General features: G+C 36.4%; 20 protein-coding genes. 5 read left to right on the top strand and 15 right to left on the bottom strand.

What is annotated here, in order from left to right:
• Positions 1-110 precede the first annotated feature (110 nt).
• Complete coding sequence (locus tag CSP5_RS09175) at positions 111-296, top strand: DUF1059 domain-containing protein (RefSeq protein WP_148690218.1); 186 nt, start codon at positions 111-113, stop codon at positions 294-296.
• Positions 297-474: 178 nt separating this feature from the next.
• Here the strand turns inward: CSP5_RS09175 and CSP5_RS10005 are convergent, their stop codons facing one another.
• From CSP5_RS10005 to CSP5_RS09835, 4 genes are read right to left on the bottom strand one after another with little or no spacing between them, the layout of a single operon-like run.
• Positions 475-597, bottom strand: a complete 123-nt coding sequence (locus CSP5_RS10005; protein ID WP_277868664.1) for a hypothetical protein — start codon at positions 595-597, stop codon at positions 475-477.
• Positions 598-608: 11 nt separating this feature from the next.
• Entirely contained in the window at positions 609-1,553 is a 945-nt protein-coding gene (locus tag CSP5_RS09170; protein WP_148690217.1) for an MFS transporter, read from the bottom strand.
• Between the two features lie 21 nt (positions 1,554-1,574).
• Positions 1,575-1,808, bottom strand: a complete 234-nt coding sequence (locus tag CSP5_RS09165; protein ID WP_148690216.1) for an MFS transporter — start codon at positions 1,806-1,808, stop codon at positions 1,575-1,577.
• A gap of 5 nt (positions 1,809-1,813) precedes the next feature.
• Positions 1,814-1,966: a hypothetical protein gene (locus CSP5_RS09835; protein ID WP_172399466.1), complete on the bottom strand. Its 153-nt coding sequence runs from the start codon at positions 1,964-1,966 to the stop codon at positions 1,814-1,816.
• Between the two features lie 153 nt (positions 1,967-2,119).
• Between CSP5_RS09835 and CSP5_RS09160 the strand changes: the two genes are divergently transcribed.
• The gene (locus CSP5_RS09160) at positions 2,120-2,431 is read left to right on the top strand and encodes a transposase (protein ID WP_148690215.1); all 312 of its coding nucleotides are present in this window, start codon (positions 2,120-2,122) and stop codon (positions 2,429-2,431) included.
• Between the two features lie 94 nt (positions 2,432-2,525).
• Here CSP5_RS09160 and CSP5_RS09155 read toward each other — a convergent pair whose 3' ends face one another.
• From CSP5_RS09155 to CSP5_RS09125, 7 genes are all read right to left on the bottom strand, one after another.
• Positions 2,526-3,143: a DUF981 family protein gene (locus CSP5_RS09155; protein ID WP_148690214.1), complete on the bottom strand. Its 618-nt coding sequence runs from the start codon at positions 3,141-3,143 to the stop codon at positions 2,526-2,528.
• Between the two features lie 324 nt (positions 3,144-3,467).
• Positions 3,468-4,670, bottom strand: a complete 1,203-nt coding sequence (locus tag CSP5_RS09150; protein ID WP_172399465.1) for an NAD(P)/FAD-dependent oxidoreductase — start codon at positions 4,668-4,670, stop codon at positions 3,468-3,470.
• Between the two features lie 40 nt (positions 4,671-4,710).
• On the bottom strand, positions 4,711-4,899 hold the full coding sequence (locus tag CSP5_RS09145; RefSeq protein ID WP_148690212.1) for a hypothetical protein: 189 nt from the start codon (positions 4,897-4,899) through the stop codon (positions 4,711-4,713).
• A gap of 107 nt (positions 4,900-5,006) precedes the next feature.
• Entirely contained in the window at positions 5,007-5,540 is a 534-nt protein-coding gene (locus CSP5_RS09140; RefSeq protein WP_148690211.1) for a class I SAM-dependent methyltransferase, read from the bottom strand.
• Between the two features lie 39 nt (positions 5,541-5,579).
• The gene (locus CSP5_RS09135) at positions 5,580-10,583 is read right to left on the bottom strand and encodes a S53 family peptidase (RefSeq protein ID WP_148690210.1); all 5,004 of its coding nucleotides are present in this window, start codon (positions 10,581-10,583) and stop codon (positions 5,580-5,582) included.
• Between the two features lie 217 nt (positions 10,584-10,800).
• The gene (locus CSP5_RS09130; RefSeq protein ID WP_148690209.1) at positions 10,801-13,317 is read right to left on the bottom strand and encodes a YncE family protein; all 2,517 of its coding nucleotides are present in this window, start codon (positions 13,315-13,317) and stop codon (positions 10,801-10,803) included.
• Between the two features lie 200 nt (positions 13,318-13,517).
• Positions 13,518-14,984 carry a hypothetical protein gene (locus tag CSP5_RS09125; protein ID WP_148690208.1) on the bottom strand — a complete coding sequence of 489 codons (1,467 nt, stop codon included), beginning with the start codon at positions 14,982-14,984 and terminating at the stop codon, positions 13,518-13,520.
• 335 nt (positions 14,985-15,319) lie between these two features.
• Here CSP5_RS09125 and CSP5_RS09120 point away from each other — a divergent pair, with 335 nt between their 5' ends.
• Both CSP5_RS09120 and CSP5_RS09115 read left to right on the top strand, forming a co-directional pair.
• Positions 15,320-16,462 carry a cytochrome P450 gene (locus tag CSP5_RS09120; RefSeq protein ID WP_148690207.1) on the top strand — a complete coding sequence of 381 codons (1,143 nt, stop codon included), beginning with the start codon at positions 15,320-15,322 and terminating at the stop codon, positions 16,460-16,462.
• 49 nt (positions 16,463-16,511) lie between these two features.
• Positions 16,512-17,147 carry an HAD family hydrolase gene (locus tag CSP5_RS09115; protein ID WP_021789719.1) on the top strand — a complete coding sequence of 212 codons (636 nt, stop codon included), beginning with the start codon at positions 16,512-16,514 and terminating at the stop codon, positions 17,145-17,147.
• On the opposite strand, the gene CSP5_RS09110 is transcribed toward CSP5_RS09115, so the two are convergent.
• The 4 genes from CSP5_RS09110 to CSP5_RS09095 all read right to left on the bottom strand — a co-directional run bounded on the left by CSP5_RS09110 (position 17,144) and on the right by CSP5_RS09095 (position 21,760).
• A complete protein-coding gene (locus CSP5_RS09110) occupies positions 17,144-19,531 on the bottom strand; it encodes a M1 family metallopeptidase (RefSeq protein WP_148690206.1) in 2,388 nt (795 codons plus the stop codon). The two genes, CSP5_RS09115 and CSP5_RS09110, sit on opposite strands and share 4 nt — an antisense overlap.
• Positions 19,532-19,642: 111 nt before the next feature.
• Positions 19,643-20,401, bottom strand: coding sequence for an ABC transporter permease (locus CSP5_RS09105; RefSeq protein ID WP_241810757.1), 759 nt, complete (start codon positions 20,399-20,401; stop codon positions 19,643-19,645).
• Positions 20,382-21,221: an ABC transporter ATP-binding protein gene (locus CSP5_RS09100; protein WP_021789722.1), complete on the bottom strand. Its 840-nt coding sequence runs from the start codon at positions 21,219-21,221 to the stop codon at positions 20,382-20,384. The genes CSP5_RS09105 and CSP5_RS09100 overlap by 20 nt, the downstream gene beginning before the upstream one ends.
• A 14-nt stretch (positions 21,222-21,235) precedes the next feature.
• Positions 21,236-21,760 carry a hypothetical protein gene (locus CSP5_RS09095; RefSeq protein WP_021789723.1) on the bottom strand — a complete coding sequence of 175 codons (525 nt, stop codon included), beginning with the start codon at positions 21,758-21,760 and terminating at the stop codon, positions 21,236-21,238.
• Positions 21,761-22,115: 355 nt separating this feature from the next.
• Between CSP5_RS09095 and CSP5_RS09090 the strand changes: the two genes are divergently transcribed.
• Positions 22,116-22,700 carry a flavoprotein gene (locus tag CSP5_RS09090; protein ID WP_021789724.1) on the top strand — a complete coding sequence of 195 codons (585 nt, stop codon included), beginning with the start codon at positions 22,116-22,118 and terminating at the stop codon, positions 22,698-22,700.
• Positions 22,701-22,756 lie beyond the last annotated feature (56 nt).

Here is a 22,756-nt window from a genome sequence, read left to right as displayed (position 1 = left end):
ATAAGTTAAAATAGTGACTGTGTTTAAGATTTGAAATTGTTTTAAATAGATATTAAAAAATTTAAAATCATTAATTTTAAATATTAAATAGTAATAGAATTTAGATAACAATGGCGAAATATAAATTTGCATGTGCAGATATAGGAATGGAATGCGGCTTCAAAACAGACGCAAAGTCAAAGGAAGAGTTAATGCCAAAAATTGTTGAGCATGCCAAAACTGCTCATAACATAACAGAAATAACACCTGACCTTCAGAAGAAAGTGGAAGGCGCAATAAAAAAGTCAATGTTCTAAAGTTTTGATAGGGAGTATCTGGTAGAACAGGTAACTCTTAATCGTAAATCTTTTCTGACTTCCAAAAGATTACTCACTAAATATTGTTACTGACCCATGGCAATAATCACGGTAATATTTGACCGTTGAAAGAATAAATAGATTATTTTTATGGATACGTATATTCTGGATTCAGCTTCTAAAAAAGAAGATATTGCACATAAGCCGGCATATTAACTGCACCAATTGAACCGGTAATTCCCAGCAGAAGGTTCTTGCAGGGAAGCTTATTATTTTTCATATTGCCTTTGGAAATACCCATGTTCATTACACCTAGTTTTGTTCCTCCATATTAACGTCTCCAATTTCTTTAGCTTTCCAGATCACCAATATTTGTCCGACGACTAGGATAGCAGTAGCATAGAATGCCCAATCCAGGGAAATGAACTGTATTATCGCACCCAGTATAACGCTTGAAACTACGGCTGGAAAAAGCGAGAAAGTGTTATGTACTCCACGTACCTGAAGCATATAGTCCTTTGGAGTGGCTTTAAAAAAAAGCGTGCTGAATACTACACCATCTATTTGGGAGGTAAACATTAATAGGAATAAATCAGGAATTATGAAAATGTAGGATGGGCTGAAAGGAATGAAAATTACTATGGGTATGTATGCAGCTGTTAACACCCCTATTACTCTCCTGGGATTTCCCTTTACATTGCTGCCCAGTTTACTCCCTACCACACCGCCAATCATGCCACCAACCAGCAATACCGTAAGTACGAAGGGGGAACCGGCGTATCTAAATTTCACAAGGACCTCTATTACTACCAGGAAGCCACCAAATGCCAGGCTGGTCAGCAGATTTCGAATCATCAGGTACCTCAGGATCTTGTTTTTCCAGACGTATGAAATGCCCCCTTTAAACGAATGAGGCTGTTCCTCCTGTGCCTCCTCTGACTTCGGCTTTATAAATGACCTGATAATTGTGGAGACTGCATAACCTAATATCAACAAAGGAAAGGCCAGATCGATGCCTATAGCTATAAATAATCCGGCCATAACATAACTGACTAAAATACTAAGCATATTGAGAAACTTTGATAGAGAAATTCCGCTCTGGTACTGATCCTCATCCATAAATTCCTTACTCCAGTAGCCACCTATTTGTGTGCTTATGTCCTCAGTCCATGAAGTGACGAAGAATCCAATGAATATGGAAATAAGTTCATAGAACTTATCTCCTGTGAGAAACACCACGAAAATAAATAAAAGTATGAGTGCCCTAACTGCTGTTGCTCAGACTTCAATTGTTTTCTTCCTCTTCAACTTTGTCAGGTAATACCCGACGAGAAAACTAGCCGAAAGAGGCAGATCAGATATAGCAAGTTCAAGGCCAGTAAGGAAGGAAGAATTGGTTATGGAAAGAACTATCCATGGGAATAGCACCAACATCATGCTACTTGAAATATTATCTATACTTTGGCCCGCAATGGAAAGTTTAAAGTTTCTGGAGTATCCTTTCCTTTTCATTTGTGTCATGAAGATGCAATGTTATTTTCAGTTTTGTCATGGACATATGAACTAACTGATGCTGCATAGCATACTGAGATCTCTGGAGAAGGTAATCCAGATAATATATAGCCCATCTCCTCAATTTTGTATATTCTTCCATATGAATCTATGTCCACTTTATCACTTCTATAACATTAATACACTTTAATATATATATACATTTTATGAGTCTGAGTGTGGTACACTATTCTATGACCTTCACATATTGAACAGATTGCGCACGACGCCGGTGCAGAAAAGAGCATTATGATCCCAGTAATTCCTCCTCTATGCCACATTCTATAAGGGTAATTGATACCAATAGAAGAAGAGGCATCAGATCTGATAGATTAACCATGAACAGAATGATAGGAATAGATCTCAGAAAGGAATATTCTTCCCTTTATTCCTTAAGATGGGAAATAGAAAGAACATTTTCCATCTTAGAGGAAATATTACACTGTGAGAATATGTGGTATACGAATAACAGATCATATGATCATGCAGTTGGTTTTAAGATCACTGCATACAATCTCATGGTAATATCAAACATATTATCAGGAGAAAGGCCAAGGAAGATTAAGAGAATCGTCAGTTGTTGAAATATGAGACACTCTAATAGTATAAAAAAGAATTTAAAGAGAATTCTCGAATTTAATTTTTTAAAAATAATTTAAAAAATTCTCCCACTTAAGTCTATGGGGGAGAAGCCAGGTGTGAAAAGACTGCATCAAATCCTATGTATCCTGATGCTATCATTGCACCGAGCACAGCTATCCAGAAAATCACCAGTATTATAGTCCAGCCGATCCACTTGGGGTTTCCTCTCTGCGGTATTCTATCTATTATTAATGTAACTGGGTAAGACATTATACCGGTTGCACCGAATGCAACAAACATCAGGAAAAGTTCCAATGTGGTCGAACCTATCAAACTGAGCTGATATGCCCTGAAACCGTAATATATGGCCATCACACCTGAATAGGCTGCAAACAGTCCAACATATTGCATCTTGTATCCAAGACGGATAGTGATTGCAAAGGCAAGCACTACTATTGCTACCAGTGTATACATATCATAGTACAGTATGTTGAATGCCCCTGGAAGTGGCCATACAAATTCACCGTATAGACCAAGAGCAAGCATCACTACACCAAGAAGTGTGAGTGGTGCCATACCAGGTTTCAGATGACCCTCAATATCCTTATCACCATTCCTTCTGTATCCCACATATATGCCCAATGTCATATACAGTATCATCAATGCAGCCAGAGACATCGTAAGAAGCTCAAAAGCCAAATCATCTATGAACATTTTTCATCTTTTTATAATTATTTATTGACTATTAAAATTCTAACCTAATACGTAAGGCATTTCCATTATAAATCAAATCTGGCTATCTATTACTTAAAGGTCTATAGGGCACAATTACGTTTTTCAAAAAATCGAAAAAAGAAAATCGTTAAATTTTTTAAAATAAATATTGCAAATACCGTTTGTAATTATAATCAAATCCCTAATACACCACTTGAAAAATTTCTGGATTCTGTATTCAAATCAATCGTTGAAGAATTATTTATTTTGAAAGATCATTTATAGTTTTTGAAACTGATCCAATGTACTATAACTGACCATTTATCAGTATAAAGTGCCTATATCCTTATGATTTCTACCTATGAGTCTTCCATCTCTGAATCTTTTCCGGTTAAATATTTCCCAGTCAAACATGCAATCTCTGGATTTCTTTCCCTGAATCATATCTGACACAATGTTTCCAATGGCAGGGGATAGTTTGAATCCATGTCCGCTTAAACCAGCACAAACGTAAACATCACCTAACCCAAGATGAAACAACTCGTCAATAATGGGTTCTCCATCTGGCGTCATGTCGTATCTTCCACTCACAGTTGATATATATTCTGCGTTTTCCATATAAGGCAATCTCCTGGATATATTTCCCAGATATTTTTCCATGAACTCCTCACTTGCTTCGTCAAATATCTCTTCTTCACTGTCTGTCTGAATCTTATCAAGTTCTGGGTCAAGGCTTCCAACTGCAGTTATAGTGTCTCCTTCCATCTTGTAATAGGAAAGCTGGGCCATATCCCAGAGAACTGGTTTTGGACCTGCATATAAATGAGGTCTTCTCAAATAAATCACATTATGCCTTGATGCATTAATTGGTAATAGATCACTTTCATCTACACCTGAATCTCTGAGTAATTTATTGGTCCAGATATTCGTTGCCATAACTACACGATCATATACTCTTTCCGTTCCGTCTGAAAAATAAACTCTTGTACCACTCTCATCTTTTTTAATCTTCTTCGCTTTTTTATTGATATTAATTGTGGCACCGAGTTCCCCTGCTCTGGAAGCGAATGAATTTGATGTTGCGACAGGATCAGCGTAACCGCTTTCGGGTTCAAAGGTAATGTAATCAAAATTTTCCATATTTATTGGATCATAAAATGATTTAAGTCTATCACTCCCAATCTCTCCAATTTCAACTCCAATTCTTTTTAGCATTTCCACATTCATTTTCTCAGACTGTATATCTGCTTCTGGAAATGCATATACCATCCCTGTTTTGGTATATCCTGAATAACCAATCTCAGAGAAATTACTAAGTACCTCGTGGGAGAATTTTGCCATCCTGGCCACAGTTTCATTACTATAATGACTTCTTACTAGGCCACTGGATTTACCTGTGTTACCGCTTGCAACGCCGTTCATATCTACAAGGTTTACCTTCATTCCACTCCTGATCATTGAGTAGGCAATGCTGGTGCCAGTACTTCCAGCTCCAATGATTACTGTTTCTCCTGAACTAATAGACACACATTCATATCTCAAACAATTTTAATATTCTTTTGCGTCTTTAATTAGATTCAGACCTGAGATTGTCACCTTTATGTTCCAGTATTCTTTTTTCCATATTATCTGGATACCATATTGCCAGATACTCATAGATTACAGTTTCAACTGGTTTTATATTCAGTTTTTTTATCTCTTTCTTTGTAAAAGAAAATATTTTTGAGATATCTTCCTCTGGAATTCGGCTGAACATTTTAACAAACCTTGATGAATATCTCATCCTTTCTACAAAATTCTCAGGATTAGTCTTTCTTGTATATTCTCTTACCTTTATTTTTTCATCAGGTGGAAACCTCCTGATTAGTTCTCCCTCTGTTCGGTTGTGAATTCTCTCTCTCCCGGTTCTATACTATACCCATATCTACTGGCAACTTCCCTAGCAACATTAAACAATTCACCTCTCCTGTTGGGTAATTTACCTTCTATCTGTTTTCTTTCCCTGATAAATGTGAGGATATACTTTCTGGAAACTCTGGAAGCTTCCGTGAATACTCTATCGAGATCGTTAACTAAATGGAAAACGTGTACTGTTATCACAGCATCAAAAGATTTATCCAGAAACGGCAGATTTGTTGCATTGCCTATTACCAAATGATTCAATCCCTTCTCACTGGCTTTTTGAAGCATCTTTTTTGATATATCAACCCCTGTTATATCAAGGCCATGATCCTGCAGTGGTTTCATTATTCTGCCTGTTCCAGCCCCAATCTCAAGGATATTCTGGCAATCCTTTAGCGCATTCAATAGAACATTAAGTTCTATTTCGTCAAGGTTTCCCCGGGTTTTATCATAATTTTCAGCTATGTAATCAAACACAGGTTCCTGATCTTCCATCTTATCACATGTTAAATGAAGAACTTATAGGTATTCTTTTCACCTCTTTCTAATTGCAAGGTATACTGATCCAACAATCATAGCTGCCACTATTGCCCCTATAATTCCATAGACTTCGAGGTAAAAATACACATTCAGAGTTGGAATTTTGGTTAATTTCACTTCAAAATTCCTGGACTTTCCGGGTCTCAGCGAAAAATCACTATGGAAAGAATTGTAGCCATTGGCCCTAACAAAAAGCTGGAAATATCCAGCCTCCTCGCTCACATTGAATGCACCATTTACTGATTTTATGACCTTCCCATTAATTATTAAGATTGCATTGGGTGGCAGTAAATTACCTGATATATACGCAAAATGAAAATAACTTATTTCCTCTGTCAGATTTTTTCCATTAATTTTAACGGACATATTCCCTATAACATTGTAGTAATACTGTAAATTCGGTAAGTTAAATCTATATGTTCCATTAGGAAGACTGAAAATAATATGAGAAGTAGTAGATGCAATTGTTTTATATCCATCATCTGTAACTTCCCAAGTCGTGCCAGTTGACAGACCATTCTGTATGAAAGATATATTAAATGTTACGAGGTAGAAACCTATGGTAACATTTTTTGGATGTCCACTAACTGTTATACTGTTCTCATGGTAATACGGAGCGTAAATCTTATTTGAACTGGCCACACCATATTTATGTGTTCCATTTGGCATCCTTATTATGAAGCTATTTCCAGATATTCCACCTGATGGCCTGAGGTCTGAAACATTTACATACCATGGAAGTCCAGAGGGCAACCCCGTTTCTTTATATGTGACTAAATATGAAAATTCAAAGGATAGATTGGTGATTTCCGGCCCTCCTTCCACAATCAATTTGCTTTCATAGGGAAAAAGAATGTAGTTAACGTTATTACTGTAACCGGAGTAGATATATGTTCCATTTGGCAGATTCATTAAATATTCTCTCGTACTGAGAGGTCCAGATGTCTTTTTACTTAAGTTAAGGAACCACTCTGAAATAGATGGCAAACCAATTTGTCTGAAAGTTATTTTATAATAGTGCTGAACATTGTATATACACACTGAGGAAGTCAAAGGGTTAACTGCATATATATACTGATTTTTCTGTTCAAATGCAGTAATTCCAGGAAACATGCCACTAGAATCCGGTACGATGTAAGAAGCACTCCCTGTTAGACTTAGATTGACCGGGTTCAGAATCCAGATTCTACCTGTGGTCCCGGAGGTATCTATATAATCAAGTCCGTTTAAGGGGTCAAAGGTTGCATGAATTGCCGATCCAGATAAATAGGGACCAATCTTGAATGAATTATCAGACATGTTAAAGGAAATCAACTGATAATTTTTCCCTGCAACTCCTGATATGAAAAGTATCGAATTCAAACCAGAGTTGAATATGGATAGAGGCTTAATATCTCCAGGCAAAGAGTAGTTAGATATATGGCCCGTTGAAATATTTAGCTTAACAACACTGTTTGAATTTGTGTCTACTGTATATATATTCCCTAAGGAATATGCGTAATATGGAGAATACTCATCAAAATTCTCTACATTGAAGATATCTCTTACTGTACCGGATGAGCTGTTGATTTCATAGAATCCTGACTGGTTACTGAAAATGAGAAAATGACTGGTTCCAGGCATGACTTCCATCAATGCCATTTTTCCCTCAAGTGATGCTACAGTAACATTATATATAATACTCATAGTTGATGGATTTATAAATGTGATATTGCCAGTTTTCATGCTGAATATATAGATTTGATCAGTGTAGTCATCATAAATAATGTCATAAGGTTCAGAAGTCTTGCCAAGTTGCACATTGTTATAATAAACATCAGTAGTGAGATTGAGAATACTCATTGTCCCGGTTCTAAAATCAATCGTATACATCCTGCCAAGGGAATTATCAATGGCCGCTGTGTCAGTTCCAGTATCCTGATTAGTTTGGCTTAAATTGAGATTGTTAATTGAATTTCCCTTTACGTATGATTTTAGTGATGGTATTGAAGTATAGATTTCTCTAAGCAGAGTTTCATTAGTATTTGTTTCATACTCTATTGGTAGAGAATAAATTGATTTCCCGTACACAGTGAAGGAATAATTTTCCGGGGATCCTGTTTGATCACCGATTGTTAAAGGAGACGCTGTATATGTACCATTTATAAGGGATACTTTAATAAAATTTCTATCTGTATGAAAAGATCTATTCCCAACATCTAATGACCACTTCTGGTCTATGGGTAGACCGCTCTCCACGAAATCAACTTCATATGATTCAAGGGATGCCGTAATACCGTAATCGCTTGAACCGTTAACGTAGGTGACGAACCATTGATCTTTTCCCGTTCTTTCCCAGTCAATATTATTTACTGTCCCACCCAAAAGATTACTTTTTTTAGCTAGAATATGCGTGTTGCTCTTAACAAATACATTACGGCCGAATGGAAGAAGGAGAAAGGATGTGTTTGCATCTGATTTAATAGAAAATACCGAAGTGATTCCGGATGAATCTGAAGTTATGCCGAATTCTGGATCTAGTGCTCCTCCTGATGAAACTATGGGTGGTTCTGGGAATGTGATCGATGAGTAGGGGTCAATGTAACTATAATTCTCAGATCCAATTATATATGCGCCACCAGGCATGGGTATTTTTAAAAAGCTTCCATTAATTCCGAAGATTAGGGATGTACCGAACATATCTCCAGTGGAATTCAGGATGGACTTCATTTCAAGGTGTGAAGGGAATGATGTCAGGCCAAGCTTTAGTTTATCTGAAAACTCGTAGTTCTTTATTAAATTCCTAGATTGAAATGAGGTGTACTGTGCTTCAACGAGAATATATCCACTCCACTGGGAATTTGAATCCAGTGTAAGATTCAATATTCCATGTACATTGTATATGGGTTCGCCCAGTTGATCAGAAACTATGTACTGTTGTTCAATATCAACGGATCTTCCATTCCCTTCATCAATGAAGTTAAGGGATGAAATATTAATCATATTTTCAACCCCCGAAATAGCCACAGGGTTATTCTTGAAGTTCTGATCAAGCAGGAATTCCGTGAAATTATACGCGTTGATGGAGCCCCAACCTGTTACTAAATTATATCCATATGCTGCCCTGTAAAGTGCATTGCCTCCGGAATGGACGTTATAAAAAGGTTCAAGAGGAAGGAAAATCTGATTGACACTGTTGGTTGAGTAAGATACATTCTTTATACTGGAATTCCCAAAAAATTCCAGGTTTGCAACCTTATATATTTCTGGATTGATATATCCAAGGTTTTTCTCACCGTAATGATTCAGAACTGCATTGATATCAGCTACTATTCCCGCTTCAGTTGGTGATGCCACACTTGTTCCTGCAACAGAACAAATAGATTGAGCTCCATTTACTGTAACACACATTAGAGTGTTGTTCGCCATCGAAGCGATATCTGGTACACCTAGTCCTGCACCTTTTATTACATCGTTTGCCTCACTATCTCTCTGCCAACTTGTTTCACTGAAAACCTGACTTATTCCTCCGACGCTCCCGATTGGATCAACAGGAATAGTGAGCAATTTTTCGTACTCATACCAGGCTGACTGACTCTTTATATGCAGATTTCCAGTCAGCGTTAGTGTTGTACCACCTACAGATGTAATCCCGAAGCTGTTATATGCCATTGAGGCTGGGAAGTTTAGGAAATCGCTGGTATAGTTAGAATTAGCACTGTATTCTGAGCTTGCAGAATTATCCCCCGAGTCACCACTGCTTGCAAGAACTGTGATTCCCCTTGCCTGTGCCTCCTGAAGGTATTCAAACCATGCAGTATCATTAAATTCAGGAGTACCCCATGAGTTTGAAATAACGGAAACATTATTCAGACCTTTTTCAGTGGAATTTGGATTCAGAATGTATGCAAAGGCAGCGTTCAGGCAGGCTTCAGTTGGTGATGGACCGTAAACGTTGTAGATGTTAGACCCAGGGGCCAGGCTACCGATCATCTCAAGATCCAGTGTATTTTCAAGCGTAACTCCTGAAGTATCATCGTTCGCCGATTTTCCAGGATAAAGCGCTCCTCCTATGGGCACACCGTGTAATATGGAATGAGGCTCACCAGATGGAATAGTAGTATTGTAATAATCATAAATATTGGAGGGGTTGAAAGGCCCAACATGCTGTCCTGTACTGGTGTTTCCCGCCCATAATATGGTGGCAACCACTGTGTTGGTAGGATATGTTACGTTGTAGAGAGGATCTGTACAGTATGCAACCTGAAGATCAGCTCCATAGAGGTACTGCACTCCAGAGGACACAATTGGGGCAGGATAGCCGTTCAAATAGTTTGTTGAACTGGAAGAACCTGTGCCGATTAACTCATGACTGAGTGAAGCTATCTGGGCTACTGGTGTATTGTTTAATCCTGATATCTGAGAAATCTGGGCTTCAATTAAACGCGGAAGAGAAGGTGTTTCAACTGCAAAATAATTGATCCCATTGTCACTCTTATTTTCCAGTATTTCTGTTTTAAATATATTCTCGATTGTATTAGAAGGGGCATTTAACATAAGAGAAATTCTATCAGAATATTTTCTTACTGTTGCGTTCCTAAAGGTTAAAAAATAATCTGCAACCAGATTATATAGCTTCTCAGGAACAGAGAAGTTTTGTGTAAACTGGCTTCTTGTGATATAGTGGTGATAAAGACTACTGGAAGGATTAGAAAGATCCGTTAGATAGCCTTCCAGTCTACTTTCATTCCGCAGTTTGAATGTAATCATTACATTCATTTCACCTTCATAATACCTTCCAGATATGTTTTTACCGGGACTTACTCTGTAAGGCAATTCGGTTCTGGGTCCCAGTTCGCTGCAAAGAATCTTTCTCTCATTTTCCGTGAAATTGGTATGGGCGGTACTGTTCATGCTGGCGCTCTGATTAGCTGATAATACTGTAAATGAGGAAAAAATCATAAGAATTACTATTCCAAATGAAATAGCCAATTTTTTTCTCTCCATTGATATAGACATAACCCGGTTTTAATAGTGAAAAGACTGATAATAAACTTTCCCAATTATTCCCTAAGAGTAATTAGAATTATGAATTGGTTCATCAGCTATGGTAGCTATTGAACATTTTTAATTTCAGACAAATTAAACTTGAAATAAGGAAAGTCTACGGTTTCACATAAGCTTGACATAAGATATTGAAAATCATTGGTTATTAAATTTGGAACATCCAATTATTTTAGAGTTTATTCCTTGATCTTCTGTCCACTACTAAGTAGATTAACAGCAAAAGAAGCAGCGAAATAAAAAGGAAGGCTGAACCGATGACTACTTTGGGAAAGTAGTAAATACCATTATTTACAGACGGTTCTTTTACATAGATATAATGTTGTGTTCCGTGTACGAAAAATTCTAAGGGGAATCCAATTGATCCAGATGAAGATTTCATTTCTACAGAAGCAAAATAACTGCCATTTGGAAGTTGCATCTCTATAATATTTCCTTCAGACCCTTTAGATATATTATTTGTGCTAATGCTCCACGAATTCAGAGTTAAATTTCCAGTTGTTTCAAATATAACTGTATTAAAAACTTTCTTAAACTCCACACTTAGGTTTGCTCCAGATTCACTGATGTTAACATTGCCTTCAATTGAGGAATTGAAAACCTTATTTGATGATTGAGCAGTATAAGAATATGAACCTTCTGGAACACACAAAAGGTATGTTTGGTTTGATATTGGACCCGAATGAATTGATGTGGTCAGGTTAAAGAACCATGTTGTTCCCTTATATAACCCAGTCTCTGTTAATTTTAGGGGATATTCCGATTTAAGATGGAGAATTGATATGGTACCCTGAGAAGGATCAGTAAACAAAATCTCCCTACTGTTAATAGAAAATGCAATGCATTCAAAATTAGAAGTTGATTTAATGTAATAGGCAGGAGCTTTACTGCCACTCTGAAAAATAAGTATTTCCCCGTTATATGTCATATAGTAAACTTCACCTTTTGAAGGATTATTAAACAGCATCCCCCCTAGTAAATTTGGTGTATTTATCTCAGTTAATTTACTGCTAGAAGGATCGAAAATAGTAAGTGAATGAGATCTGTTAGATATATACACCAGTTCATTTGCTTCGCAGTAAAGCACGTAATAAGGTTCATTAATCAATATGCTTCCTGTGCTGGTATTAGTCTCAGTAGTTGGAATCATACAAACCTCATTTTCCTGTTTATTTGCTATGAACAATTCGCCAGTTTTAGAATCATATGATAGGGATGTTGCTCCTTCTCCTGTAAGATATTGATAATCTACAACACCTGAGTTAGCCTTTATAACAGAGATATTCCCAGATAAATAATTAGAAACATAAGCAGTTCCATTAAACGGGTTAAAAGCTATATCTGTAGGATCATTACCCACTCTAACATTATAAAGAATTTTGTTCGTTATGGGTGATATAACGGAAATAGTGTCTGAGATAGAATTAATAACATATATTTTTCTATCAAAGGGATTAACTCTAATTAATTTTGGCGATAACTGGACTGGAATTATTGATACTATGTTAAAATTACTGGGATTTAAAATTAGAATATCATTCCTGAATTCCTGAGTAATATATATGTATCCATTTATTTCACAGTAAATTGCTGAATATGGTGAATAGGTCGTATTGATAGTCTTTATTATGGAAAAAGTAGAAAAGTTCATAAAAGAAAGACTACATGAAACAAATTCATCAATGAAAATGATATTATATGAAGGAATGAGGGTAAACGATACTGGAAAAGATGAGGCATTATACATATTTCCCATGGTCATTGTACTTAGGTTAAGATAGGAAAATGTGCTAGATATAGAATCAGAGAGGTATATTCTGTTGTTAAAGCTACAAAAGAACAGTTTTCCATCGAGTGGCGTTTGAATCTCATTACCCGAAATTAAAGTATTCCTATCAATACAAAGTATATCCGGTCCTGCAGCCGAGGATATATATAGTTTCCCGGTGTTAGTATCGCAGGTAATTCCACTTATTATTGCTCCTGTATTGATGATTTTTACAATTTTTTGAGAGCTAATATTTATTACACAGAGGCTCTCACTTTCATTTGTAATCGCGAACAAATATTCATTATTTTCACTTACATATCCCTCTGTTGTGCCATATTTAGTGCGTATCGAACTAACGCTCCTGCAATCTGTTGTATTAATAACTGATATATTTTTACTAAATTCATTAAATACATAGAGTCTCTGATCTGATGGATTCAGCACAAGGGAGTATGAATTTATGCCAACGGGTATATCTTTCACAGCCTTGTCTGTGGAAGGGTTCAATACCACAACATAATCATTACAGATGCTGGAAATAAAAATTCTATTATTAATCTTAGAGTATACCATGCAAGAGGCGAGGGTATTAACAGGTATCTGTTTGACAATGCTCTTTGTGGAAGCATTTACAATACAAATACTACTGGAAAATAACTTTATTACGTAAATAAGATGATTCGTAGGATCATATATGGAATCATAGGGTTGCCTTACGTTTCCATGGTTACAGTAATACCCATTAATCAAACTGTGATTTGTGAAAACATAAGTTTCTGAATTGTAATTACCGGATAGGTTTACTGGTTCATTTGAGGGTAGGTTTTTAATTATATCTGTTTGCGAGGCTGAATCAAGAGATACCGATCGGTTTTTATAGTTCTGAGGCTCCGTGGGTATCATTGTCGGTGCTAACATAAGAAATACAACAATAGAAATTAGTACTATGATGAGTTTTTTTCTAAATCCCAGCACTGCTGATTAAAGGAATTTAAACTAATATACTTTTCTTAGACCAATATAAAATTCATATTTTTCACATTGAATAAGCTCATCATGCAGTAGGAGAGGCTATCTTTTTTTACAAACCAATTGTATTTTATATTATTTAGTCAGATTCAAATTAAATTTGCAGTTTTTCTCGAATACATCCACACTCCGATAGACATGAATATAAGAGGAATTCCAATAGCAGAGAGTATTATGATTAAGGGGTCCATCCCCAGGAGACCCATATTATTAGTCATTTTTAAACCAAGTAAAGGAGATGCGGAGAGATATTTATTAAGTTGAATATCACTCTCAAGCGGTATTATATCTCTAATAAAATTGTAATTTATTGCGTATGAATTTAGTGGTGTTGCCAGATATGTCCCACCAGTTATTTGAATGCCAGATCCAGTAACGAAAAAGTATACTGATGCAAGGATGCTGATTAGGGGAAAGATTGCCACAAAGAAGGTGTTTAAAAAACTATTCCTTTCTGAAGAATGAAAACTCCCAGCTAGAACATATATTGAACAAATTGCGAGGGCTATTAGAATTTCCGTTATTCCAACATATATTAAATCTAGTGGGCTTAGGAATAAGCCAGAGTAGAATTTCCAGAAGATATCTAATAGAAGAAATGAAACTGCAGATGCAAAAAGTATGAAAGATACAGAGGAAATAAAAGTTGCTAGTATGAACTGATATCTTTTTACTGGCAGAGATAGAAACTTATTGACAAGTTCTCTTTTCTGAAAATAGGTGAACGATACAATTATGCACAGTGAAGAAAAGCTTATCATAAGAGCCAGTCCCACGTTGGAGTACGGACTGGCCGTGTTTTTATAAGCAAGAGGAGACGAGTCCATCATAAGTCTTTCTGTAGAAGTTCCAAAGCGGAAATTACCGTAACCCTTAGTGTTAAGTGAAACAAGAAGTTGATAGTTTTTAATAGAGTAAATAACACCTGGAATTCCATCATGGACAATAGACACTTGCGCTCCAGAATTATCTGGATTTTTTACCGTAACATTGAATTTACTACTCTGGGAAGGTAAAGTATAAAAAATTTCTGAAAGTCCATAATATCCAAGTTCGGAAGTTGGAAGTGTGTAGAAATACACCGTTGAAATATGAGAATTTGCTTGATAGTCAGTTCTGTGAAAGTTGAAAAATATATCATTTTGAGTATTTGTATCATTTGGGATTGTGAATGAATTTATCTGGTAATTCTCCATAAAGATTTGATTCAAAGAAATGTTTACGTATTGTTTAAGTCTTGAATATATAAGGTAGTCAATATGGGAAGTTTTGATATAGACCCTCCCTCCTTTATTGGTCACTGTGTTGTAAAATATTGAAGCCCTGTTACCTAGATGATCGGAAGCTGGTACTCCCAAAACAATATATTCTGCTGAGATGTAAAAATTTACACCAGTGCTGTTTAATTCATCAAGAGAATTTCCTATCAAAACAAAACAAACTGTATTGTTGTTAATAATGGTATTATTCTGAGATTGGACATCTCCAAGAAAGTAGTTGTTTGATATATTTCTGGAAATTTCATTATTATCAAATGTAAAAGCCGGAACCAACAAGATGGAAGCAAATAGTATAACAAGTAAAATTCGAGGTTGCAAATTTCTTCTAAGAGCAATAATTATTAACTTAGGGAAGGACAACGTTATAACATGAAAAATTACTATATAAAGCCCTATGAGTTCATTAAAGTTAATCTACAGGTAAGAAGAAATTAATAAATTCACACTAAAATTTCATTTAATATCATCAATAAAGACATTATCCCAAATTAAACTCAATGTACAATCACATATATTTAAAGCAAAAGCGTTAAATCAAGATAATACAAACTGAGTTCATAGCAGGCAATAAATGAAGATAATTATAAATTCAGATCCAGTATTATGAGAATATGGATGAGATGAGCAGGGATATAATGAATCCCTTCCCCTGGTACAAAAGAATGCGATCCGAGAACCCTGTATACTATGATCCAGAATACAGGCTCGTAAATGTTTTCAGATATACGGATGTTAAAGAAACACTGGGAAATTTTAACAAATTCTCATCACAGTTTGGTAAAGCTTTCAACCCAGCAGGTGGACCAATATCTGAGAGCATCATAAATCTCGATCCACCAAAGCACACAAAGCTCAGGAATATTGTATCGAGGGCATTTACCCCAAGGACAATTGAAAAAATGGCTCCACAGATCAGGGAAATAGCAGAAAGCCTCTTGAATGCAAAAAAAGGACACGAAGTCGACATAATAAAAGAATTCACATCACCCCTTCCCATTACTGTTATTGCAACCATGCTTGGAATACCACTTAAAGATATGGATATGTTCAAGAAATGGTCAGATACAATAGTTGGAGGGTCTGAGACTTCTTTTACAAATTTTCCTAAAACCATAGAAGATATGAAAGGATATTTCCAGAAACTTATGATAGAAAAAGAGAAAAACCCTGACGAAAGCCTTGTATATTCCGTGTTAAATGCTGAAGTAGATGGAGAAAAGCTGACAATGATGGAAAGTCTGGGATTTTTTATCCTTCTACTTGTAGCTGGAAATGAAACCACAACCAACCTGCTTTCAAATGCTCTTCTCACATTCAGTGAAAATCCAGGTACTTATGAGGCCATGAGAGATGATTCCAAACTTATTCCACAGGCTCTTGAGGAAGTGCTTAGATACAGGAGTCCAGTACAATCTATTTACAGAGTAGCAAGAGACGATACAGATCTGAGTGGAGTTCCAATCAGGAAGGGGAGCATAATGGTTCCGTGGATCGGTTCAGCCAACAGGGATGAAAGTATTTTTGAAGATGCAGATAAATTCATTATTGGCAGGAAGGAAAACAGACACATAGCCTTTGGAGAAGGCATTCATTACTGTCTTGGTGCACCCCTGGCCAGACTTGAGGCTAAAATTGCGATGGAGTACATGACTGAAAACTTTGATTCATATGAAATACTAAGAAACAGGAAGATGATTCCACAGGAAAGTACAATAGTTTATGGGTTCAAGGAACTCTGGGTTAAACTGAATTAATCATGAAAAATGAAAATATGTTTGATTAATAATAAAAGAGGGATATTCTATGATTAAAACAGTAATTTTCGACATGGACGGGACGCTTCTTGATAGTGAAACCCTTTCAAGAGTTGCAACGGATTATGGGTTTCAGGAAGTTTTTGGGAGAAAGCTAACAGATGAAGAACATTCTAAACTCATTGGGAGACCTGTGCAATTACTGATGAAAGAGTTCTATGACCAGAAGGGGGAAATAGCCTATCTCAAGGGGAGAGAATTTTTCGAGAAGCATATAAAGAGCATATCTCCATTTGAAGGGGTTATTGAACTGCTGAATTATCTAAAGGAAAGGAGAATCAATATGGCAGTGGTAACATCCAGTCACCGTGACACTGCGTATCTTTTATTAACCATGACTGGTCTTATAGACTATTTTGATGCTGTTGTAGGTCAGGAAGATACACTATATCATAAACCAGAACCTGATCCCATAATTAGGTGTATGGAAAAAATAGGTGCGATCAGTGAAAATACAATATATGTTGGAGATCAACCCTATGACATAATCGCGGCACGGGCTGCAGGAATAAGGAGTGCAGGTGCTACCTGGGGAAGTGGAATTGAAGAAATTCTAAAAGAGTACAATCCTGAATTTATATGCAGGAATATAGAAGAGTTCATCACTGTGGTGAGAAAGGCCTAGTAAATAGAGGCCCTCATCTTTTTGTACACTTCAAGCATTTCTAATCCTTTCTCATAACCCATTCTTATCTCATTATAATTAAGTTTAGACATCACCTTTCTAACCTTTGCCTCATTCTCGAGTCCAAGTAACGGAATTGTCATAAACGCAGCCGTTGAGAGCATTCCAGTGTTCCCAAAAGCCTTGCTCATATTTCTTAGCAAGGGAAGAAGTATACTGGCAACATACTTTCTTGAATCCGGGTTTCTTATGAGTGTGAACACTGCAGATGGAGCATCCTGTTTCTTTATTTTTCCCTGTATAAGTAATTTAATTATTTTTTTGTGGTTCTTCTTTCCATTTGCCCATCCCATTGCTACTATAAGCGTTTCCCTATCTGAATCATCCTCTGCTTCTTCCAGTTTAGCTATCATTTCACCCAGATCAGTTGCCACTATTGCCTTAGACAGTGCTACCAACTCCCTATCGTCAGGTTTCAGGTTGAAATAGGAATTGAATTTTTCAGACTCTGTCATTGCAAACTCATGATTTACTTTAGCATATGCGACCTTTGCTTTTTTTATGGTGATCTGGTCAAGTATAGTCATTTTGCTGCCTTTACTTTCACCGCTTTCTATTATTTTCTTGATTATTTTAGCACTTGATCTTGAAAACTCATTCTTATCATACAGAATACCATTTAACCGATCAAGATTATTGACGAGTAAAAGAGAGGATGGTGTTGAAAAAGATGTTGCAACTTCATTTGCAGAGGCGAAGAATTTTTCAGCACTCATTCTGCCTGAAATCAGCTGGAAATAACTGTCTCCCACAATCTCGGCCTTATCCATTGGATCCATTTTCTTCATTCTTTCTTTCAAACTGTCCAGCATTAAATCATTATAGATTGTTTGATAGTATCCCGTTCCTCTAGAATTTAACTTTTGGAACCCTTTCACCTCTAATTCAAAGGTTCTATTCTCCATCAGGATTTTAATTTCCTCATTTTCTGTCTGTATAAAAACTGGTATTTTCCATATCTTTTCGCTTTTCTCTCCAGATAGAAGGAACTGGTGCTGTTCCAGTTTAAGATTTTTTCCATCGTAATCCACATTTATAAGTGGAAAACCTGATTGATTTATCCAGTTGTTCATTATTGAGGATATATTCAACTCAGAACTTTTTTCAAGTTCAGTCCAGAGATCATTTCCTTCTGCATTTCCATATCTAAATTTTTCAAGGTAGGAGGAAAGTCCTGATCTAAATTTTTCCTCTCCCATATAATGATGTATCATTCTTAGAATACTCCCACCCTTTCCGTAGCTTATATCATCGAAAACCTGTTCTATATCCTCAGGTTCCTTCACCTCTACATTAATTGGATGGGAACTCAGAAGTGCATCGCTTGCCATTGAACCTACGGTTTCATTTAGATAATACGTCTTTTCTTCCTCATATTCAGGGAATAAACTATTAACGCAGAGAGAAGACATAAAAGTGGCAAAGCTCTCATTCAGCCACAGGTCATTCCACCATTTCATTGTTACAAGGTTCCCGAACCACTGATGAGCGATCTCGTGGGCAATAACTATGGCAATCAATATTTTTCCCTCAGAGTCTGTATTCTCATTATTTAGCAGTACATCTTCCCTGAATGTTATTGCGCCCCAGTTTTCCATTGCACCTGCAGCAAAGTCAGGAACTGCTATAAGATGCATCTTCGGGAGAGCATATGGGATTCCAAAATAGTCTTCATAGAAGGTTATACACTTATCCGCTACCTCCAGTGGAAAGTCATCCGATCTCATATCTTTCCCTGGTCTTGCGAGAATAATTTCACATTTTCCGTGATTTCTTGTTTTTGTGAGGAATTTTCCAACACCAATATATAGAAGATAGGTAGACATGGGTGGCGTTGTATCAAATTTTATTTCTTTTGATCCTTCTGATATCTTTCTGTTTGATATCTGAGGCATATTACTAATTGCATCCTGATCCTCACTAATTGTAAGTGTGACTTCAAATTTAGCTTTAATAGCTGGACTGTCAAAGCAGGGAAAAGCTGTGGATGCATCATTGGATTCAAACTGTGTTGTTATCATGGACTGATCTCCCTTACCTGCTCTGTACAAGCCTGCCAGTCCCTCTCCATATTTCCTCTTATAAGAGATTTCCAGTTCAACCTCACCAGTTCTTATTTCTTTTAAAACAATTTTTCTCTTTCTTTCATCATAGGAATAGGATGCTTCTTTTCCATTGGCCAGTAACTTTTCTATTTCCATTTCTCTGGCGTCCAGTATTAAATTCTCCTCTTCGCTCTTTAAGAAAATGTGGCATATTCCGCTGAATTCATTTTCATTCATGAAATTCAGTGATAATGAATATTTTTCTACAATTGGATTCATTTAATATCATCTTTATATTATATTTAATTATTGTTAAACGTGTATAGGATTCAGCTACAGTGTAGGTAGAATGTAAGTTTAAGATAGAATTAAAAATTAAAGCTTACCTGATCAGTGCTCTCTCCATCTTGTAAGGTATTTTGCAATGGCAAAGTAAACAATGGTTTCAATCAACATGATTATAACCATTGTTATGAACTCATTATAGTTCCATGGCTCTAGCCCGAAGAATATCTGTGCCGACACCGCTGCTGGAGTTGCAGGTGAGAGCGAGAGTGCATAAATGAGACCATTCTGCCCGAACTTCCCGAGAAGATAAGTGTATGGATAAAACGTTGGGGGGATTACCGTCATCACAATGGAAAGGATTGAGGTGATTCCCCATATATTCCTAACGTGGTTTACGAGGCTTGATATGATAAATGAAATTGCAGAAGTAGAAAGGATAAGTATAAAGATCAGGAACAGCATGTAAAGTGCTGTAAAAATGTTGTACAAATGATAATAGGAACCAAGGAAACTGTACACAACTATACCTGGTATGGAGAAGGCAAGAAAGCTCAGGGTCATACTGAGCATATAATCTATAGGAGTTACTTCACTGGCCACGTACATTTCCTGTATTCTTAGCTGAAGTCTCATGAACGTGGCATCTCCTGCGCTTTGAAGGCCTATGGATGCTATCAGCGTTATCATTCCTCCAACTACTGCATATTGTACAAGTGCTCCCTGAGTGAGAACATACACAACAAAGAGAAGTGTAAGAGGCGTTACAAGTGACGCTATAATGTACGAAGGACCTCTGACAATTACCTTCACACCATAATACCATGCAAAGGTAAAAATGAATTTAAGATTCAAGATCAACACCCCTCATTATGAATAGATCGTCCAGTGTGATTTTTTTAACAGTCCTGCCTTCTCGTATGTATGTTTCAGAATTTTCAATTGTATCATATTTCACGTATATCCCACCCACTCTAAACGAATCGGACAGTTCTGTTTGTGATTCAACCCTTACCTTACCTGCGAATCTTGATAGTAGTTTCTTAACTGTTCCCCTATCTATAATATGGCCACTGTCCTGAAGATATACAACATCTGATAGATTTTCTGCTTCTTCCATGTAGTGGGTAGTTAGCAGTACATTTCCTGAAAGCTTCTTGATGGCTGACCATATCTCAAGTCTGGAAAGTGGGTCCAAACCTGTTGTTGGTTCATCCAAAAAAACAAGTTCTGCATTAGATGCAAGCGCAAGTGCAACAAACATTTTTCTCTTCATTCCTCCGCTCAGAGTATCTGATGGCTTATTTCTCACGTCCCACAGTCCAACTGTTTCCAGAGCATCGTTTGCAGCTTTCTTTGCATCGGAAAAATTGAATTTTCTACCCAATAGATACATATTGACCTGTTCATAAGGGGAAAGTATTCCAAGAGGTGACGCCTCCTGTGGTATGCTGGCCACAATTTTTCTTATCTTAGCAGCATCTCTTACAATATCAAGTCCATTAATTAGAGCAGTCCCTGAGGTAGGATAAAGCTGTGTTGAAAGCATTCTCAAAAGTGTGGTCTTCCCAGCCCCATTTCTGCCTATCAGAGTTGTGACTCTTTTGTCCATCACTTCAGTAATTCCGTCTACAGCGACCTTCCCTCCTTTGTATACCTTTCTTATATCTTTGATTTCAATCATAAATTGTACCTATTTTACTGTGTTTCATCGTTTAAAAAATCTTCTTCTTTATCTCTCTTCTTACCCTTTAAGACGAATCCAATAACCAGCATGATTATCGACACGACTATGAGAAAGAGACCAATCAGAAGAATTATCCCTAGATCTGTAAATGTGCTGAAGTGACTTGTATAAGAATAAACAAGTCCTGTTGAGGGAGCTAGAAGCGACACCAGGTAGTAAGACCCTGAGCCCACGAGGAATTCTGTTCCGTAACCATCATGGGTGGGTCCAGTTGGCGCTATTGAATAATTCTGCACATTTGTTTGATTCACCAGTGAAATATTGTTAGCATTAACAAGGTAGAATGTTGTATTGCCATCAAGAGCTACCAGGCCATCACTTGTAATGTTTATCTCCTTTGATGCATAATAATATTTATCCTTTACAAATGTATGACTAACAGTGAGGTAATCCGAGGTCAAACCTATTCCAGCAACAACAAGTATGATACCAAAAACGATTAGAACCAACCCAACTCTAACAATATTTTTCCTCACTATTTTCCCATGTAAATCAAAAAGTGGTAAATTAACTTAATCGATGAAAATTAAGCTCAATAGACATTAAATAAGATATACAAATTAATTATAGAGATAAATAGAAATTCCTTTTTTTTAAGAGGAGGAACACCATCAGCCAGCAGAGATAAAAAGGAATATTTCAGCTATTTTTAAACTGGACCCTGACAGGTAAGATAATAATTAAGCCTCAATTTTAATAGGGGAGTAATTAATGCATAGGACATTTTACTTCATTTTTATACAACATCAGATACTTCCCAGTTAAAATGATCCATCGTATATTATATCTGAGTGAATAAAGAAGTTTAATATCACAGACTAATACTTAAACATGAAAAATGAAGAGGTTAAAAAAGTTACAATACTGTGGGGAATTACCGGATCACTGGGTTCTATAAATATAACTGATTATATGAGTTATGTGATGAGTAATCTGGATTGCCAAATAATGACCATAATGACAGATGCGTCAAGAAATTTTATATCTCCATATTCTGTAGGATTAAAAACAAAAAATCCTGTATTCAGCGATATGTTTAGCCAGGAGGGGAATATCAGAATACCACACGTTGATTTGACAGGACTTGCCGATGTTTTCATTGTTGCTCCTGCCAGTGCAAATTCTCTGGCAAAGGCAGTTAGTGGGATAGGTGACGATCTTCTATCGACATCTTTTATTGCATATGAAAAACCAATTATTTTCGTTCCAAACATGAACGAGAAGATGAGAAGAAACAGGATAGTGCAAAGCAATATAGATAAGCTGAGGAGCTTTGGGAACATAATTGTTGAAGCTAATTCTGAGGAAACAGGTACAGGTAATGGAACAAAGAAAAATGGATCTATGCCAGAACCTGAGAAAATTCTTTCTGCAATAAGGAATAATATAAATTTAAGCAGATTTGGCTCTCCCTAATTCACTATAATGAATATTCAAATAGTTCTATTTATTCCCCTTTTGTTTATACAGAT

This window comes from Cuniculiplasma divulgatum (assembly GCF_900083515.1).
Classification (GTDB): domain Archaea; phylum Thermoplasmatota; class Thermoplasmata; order Thermoplasmatales; family Thermoplasmataceae; genus Cuniculiplasma; species Cuniculiplasma divulgatum.
The sequence above is the reverse complement of the archived record's forward strand: the minus strand, read 5'-3'. Positions and strand labels throughout refer to the sequence as shown.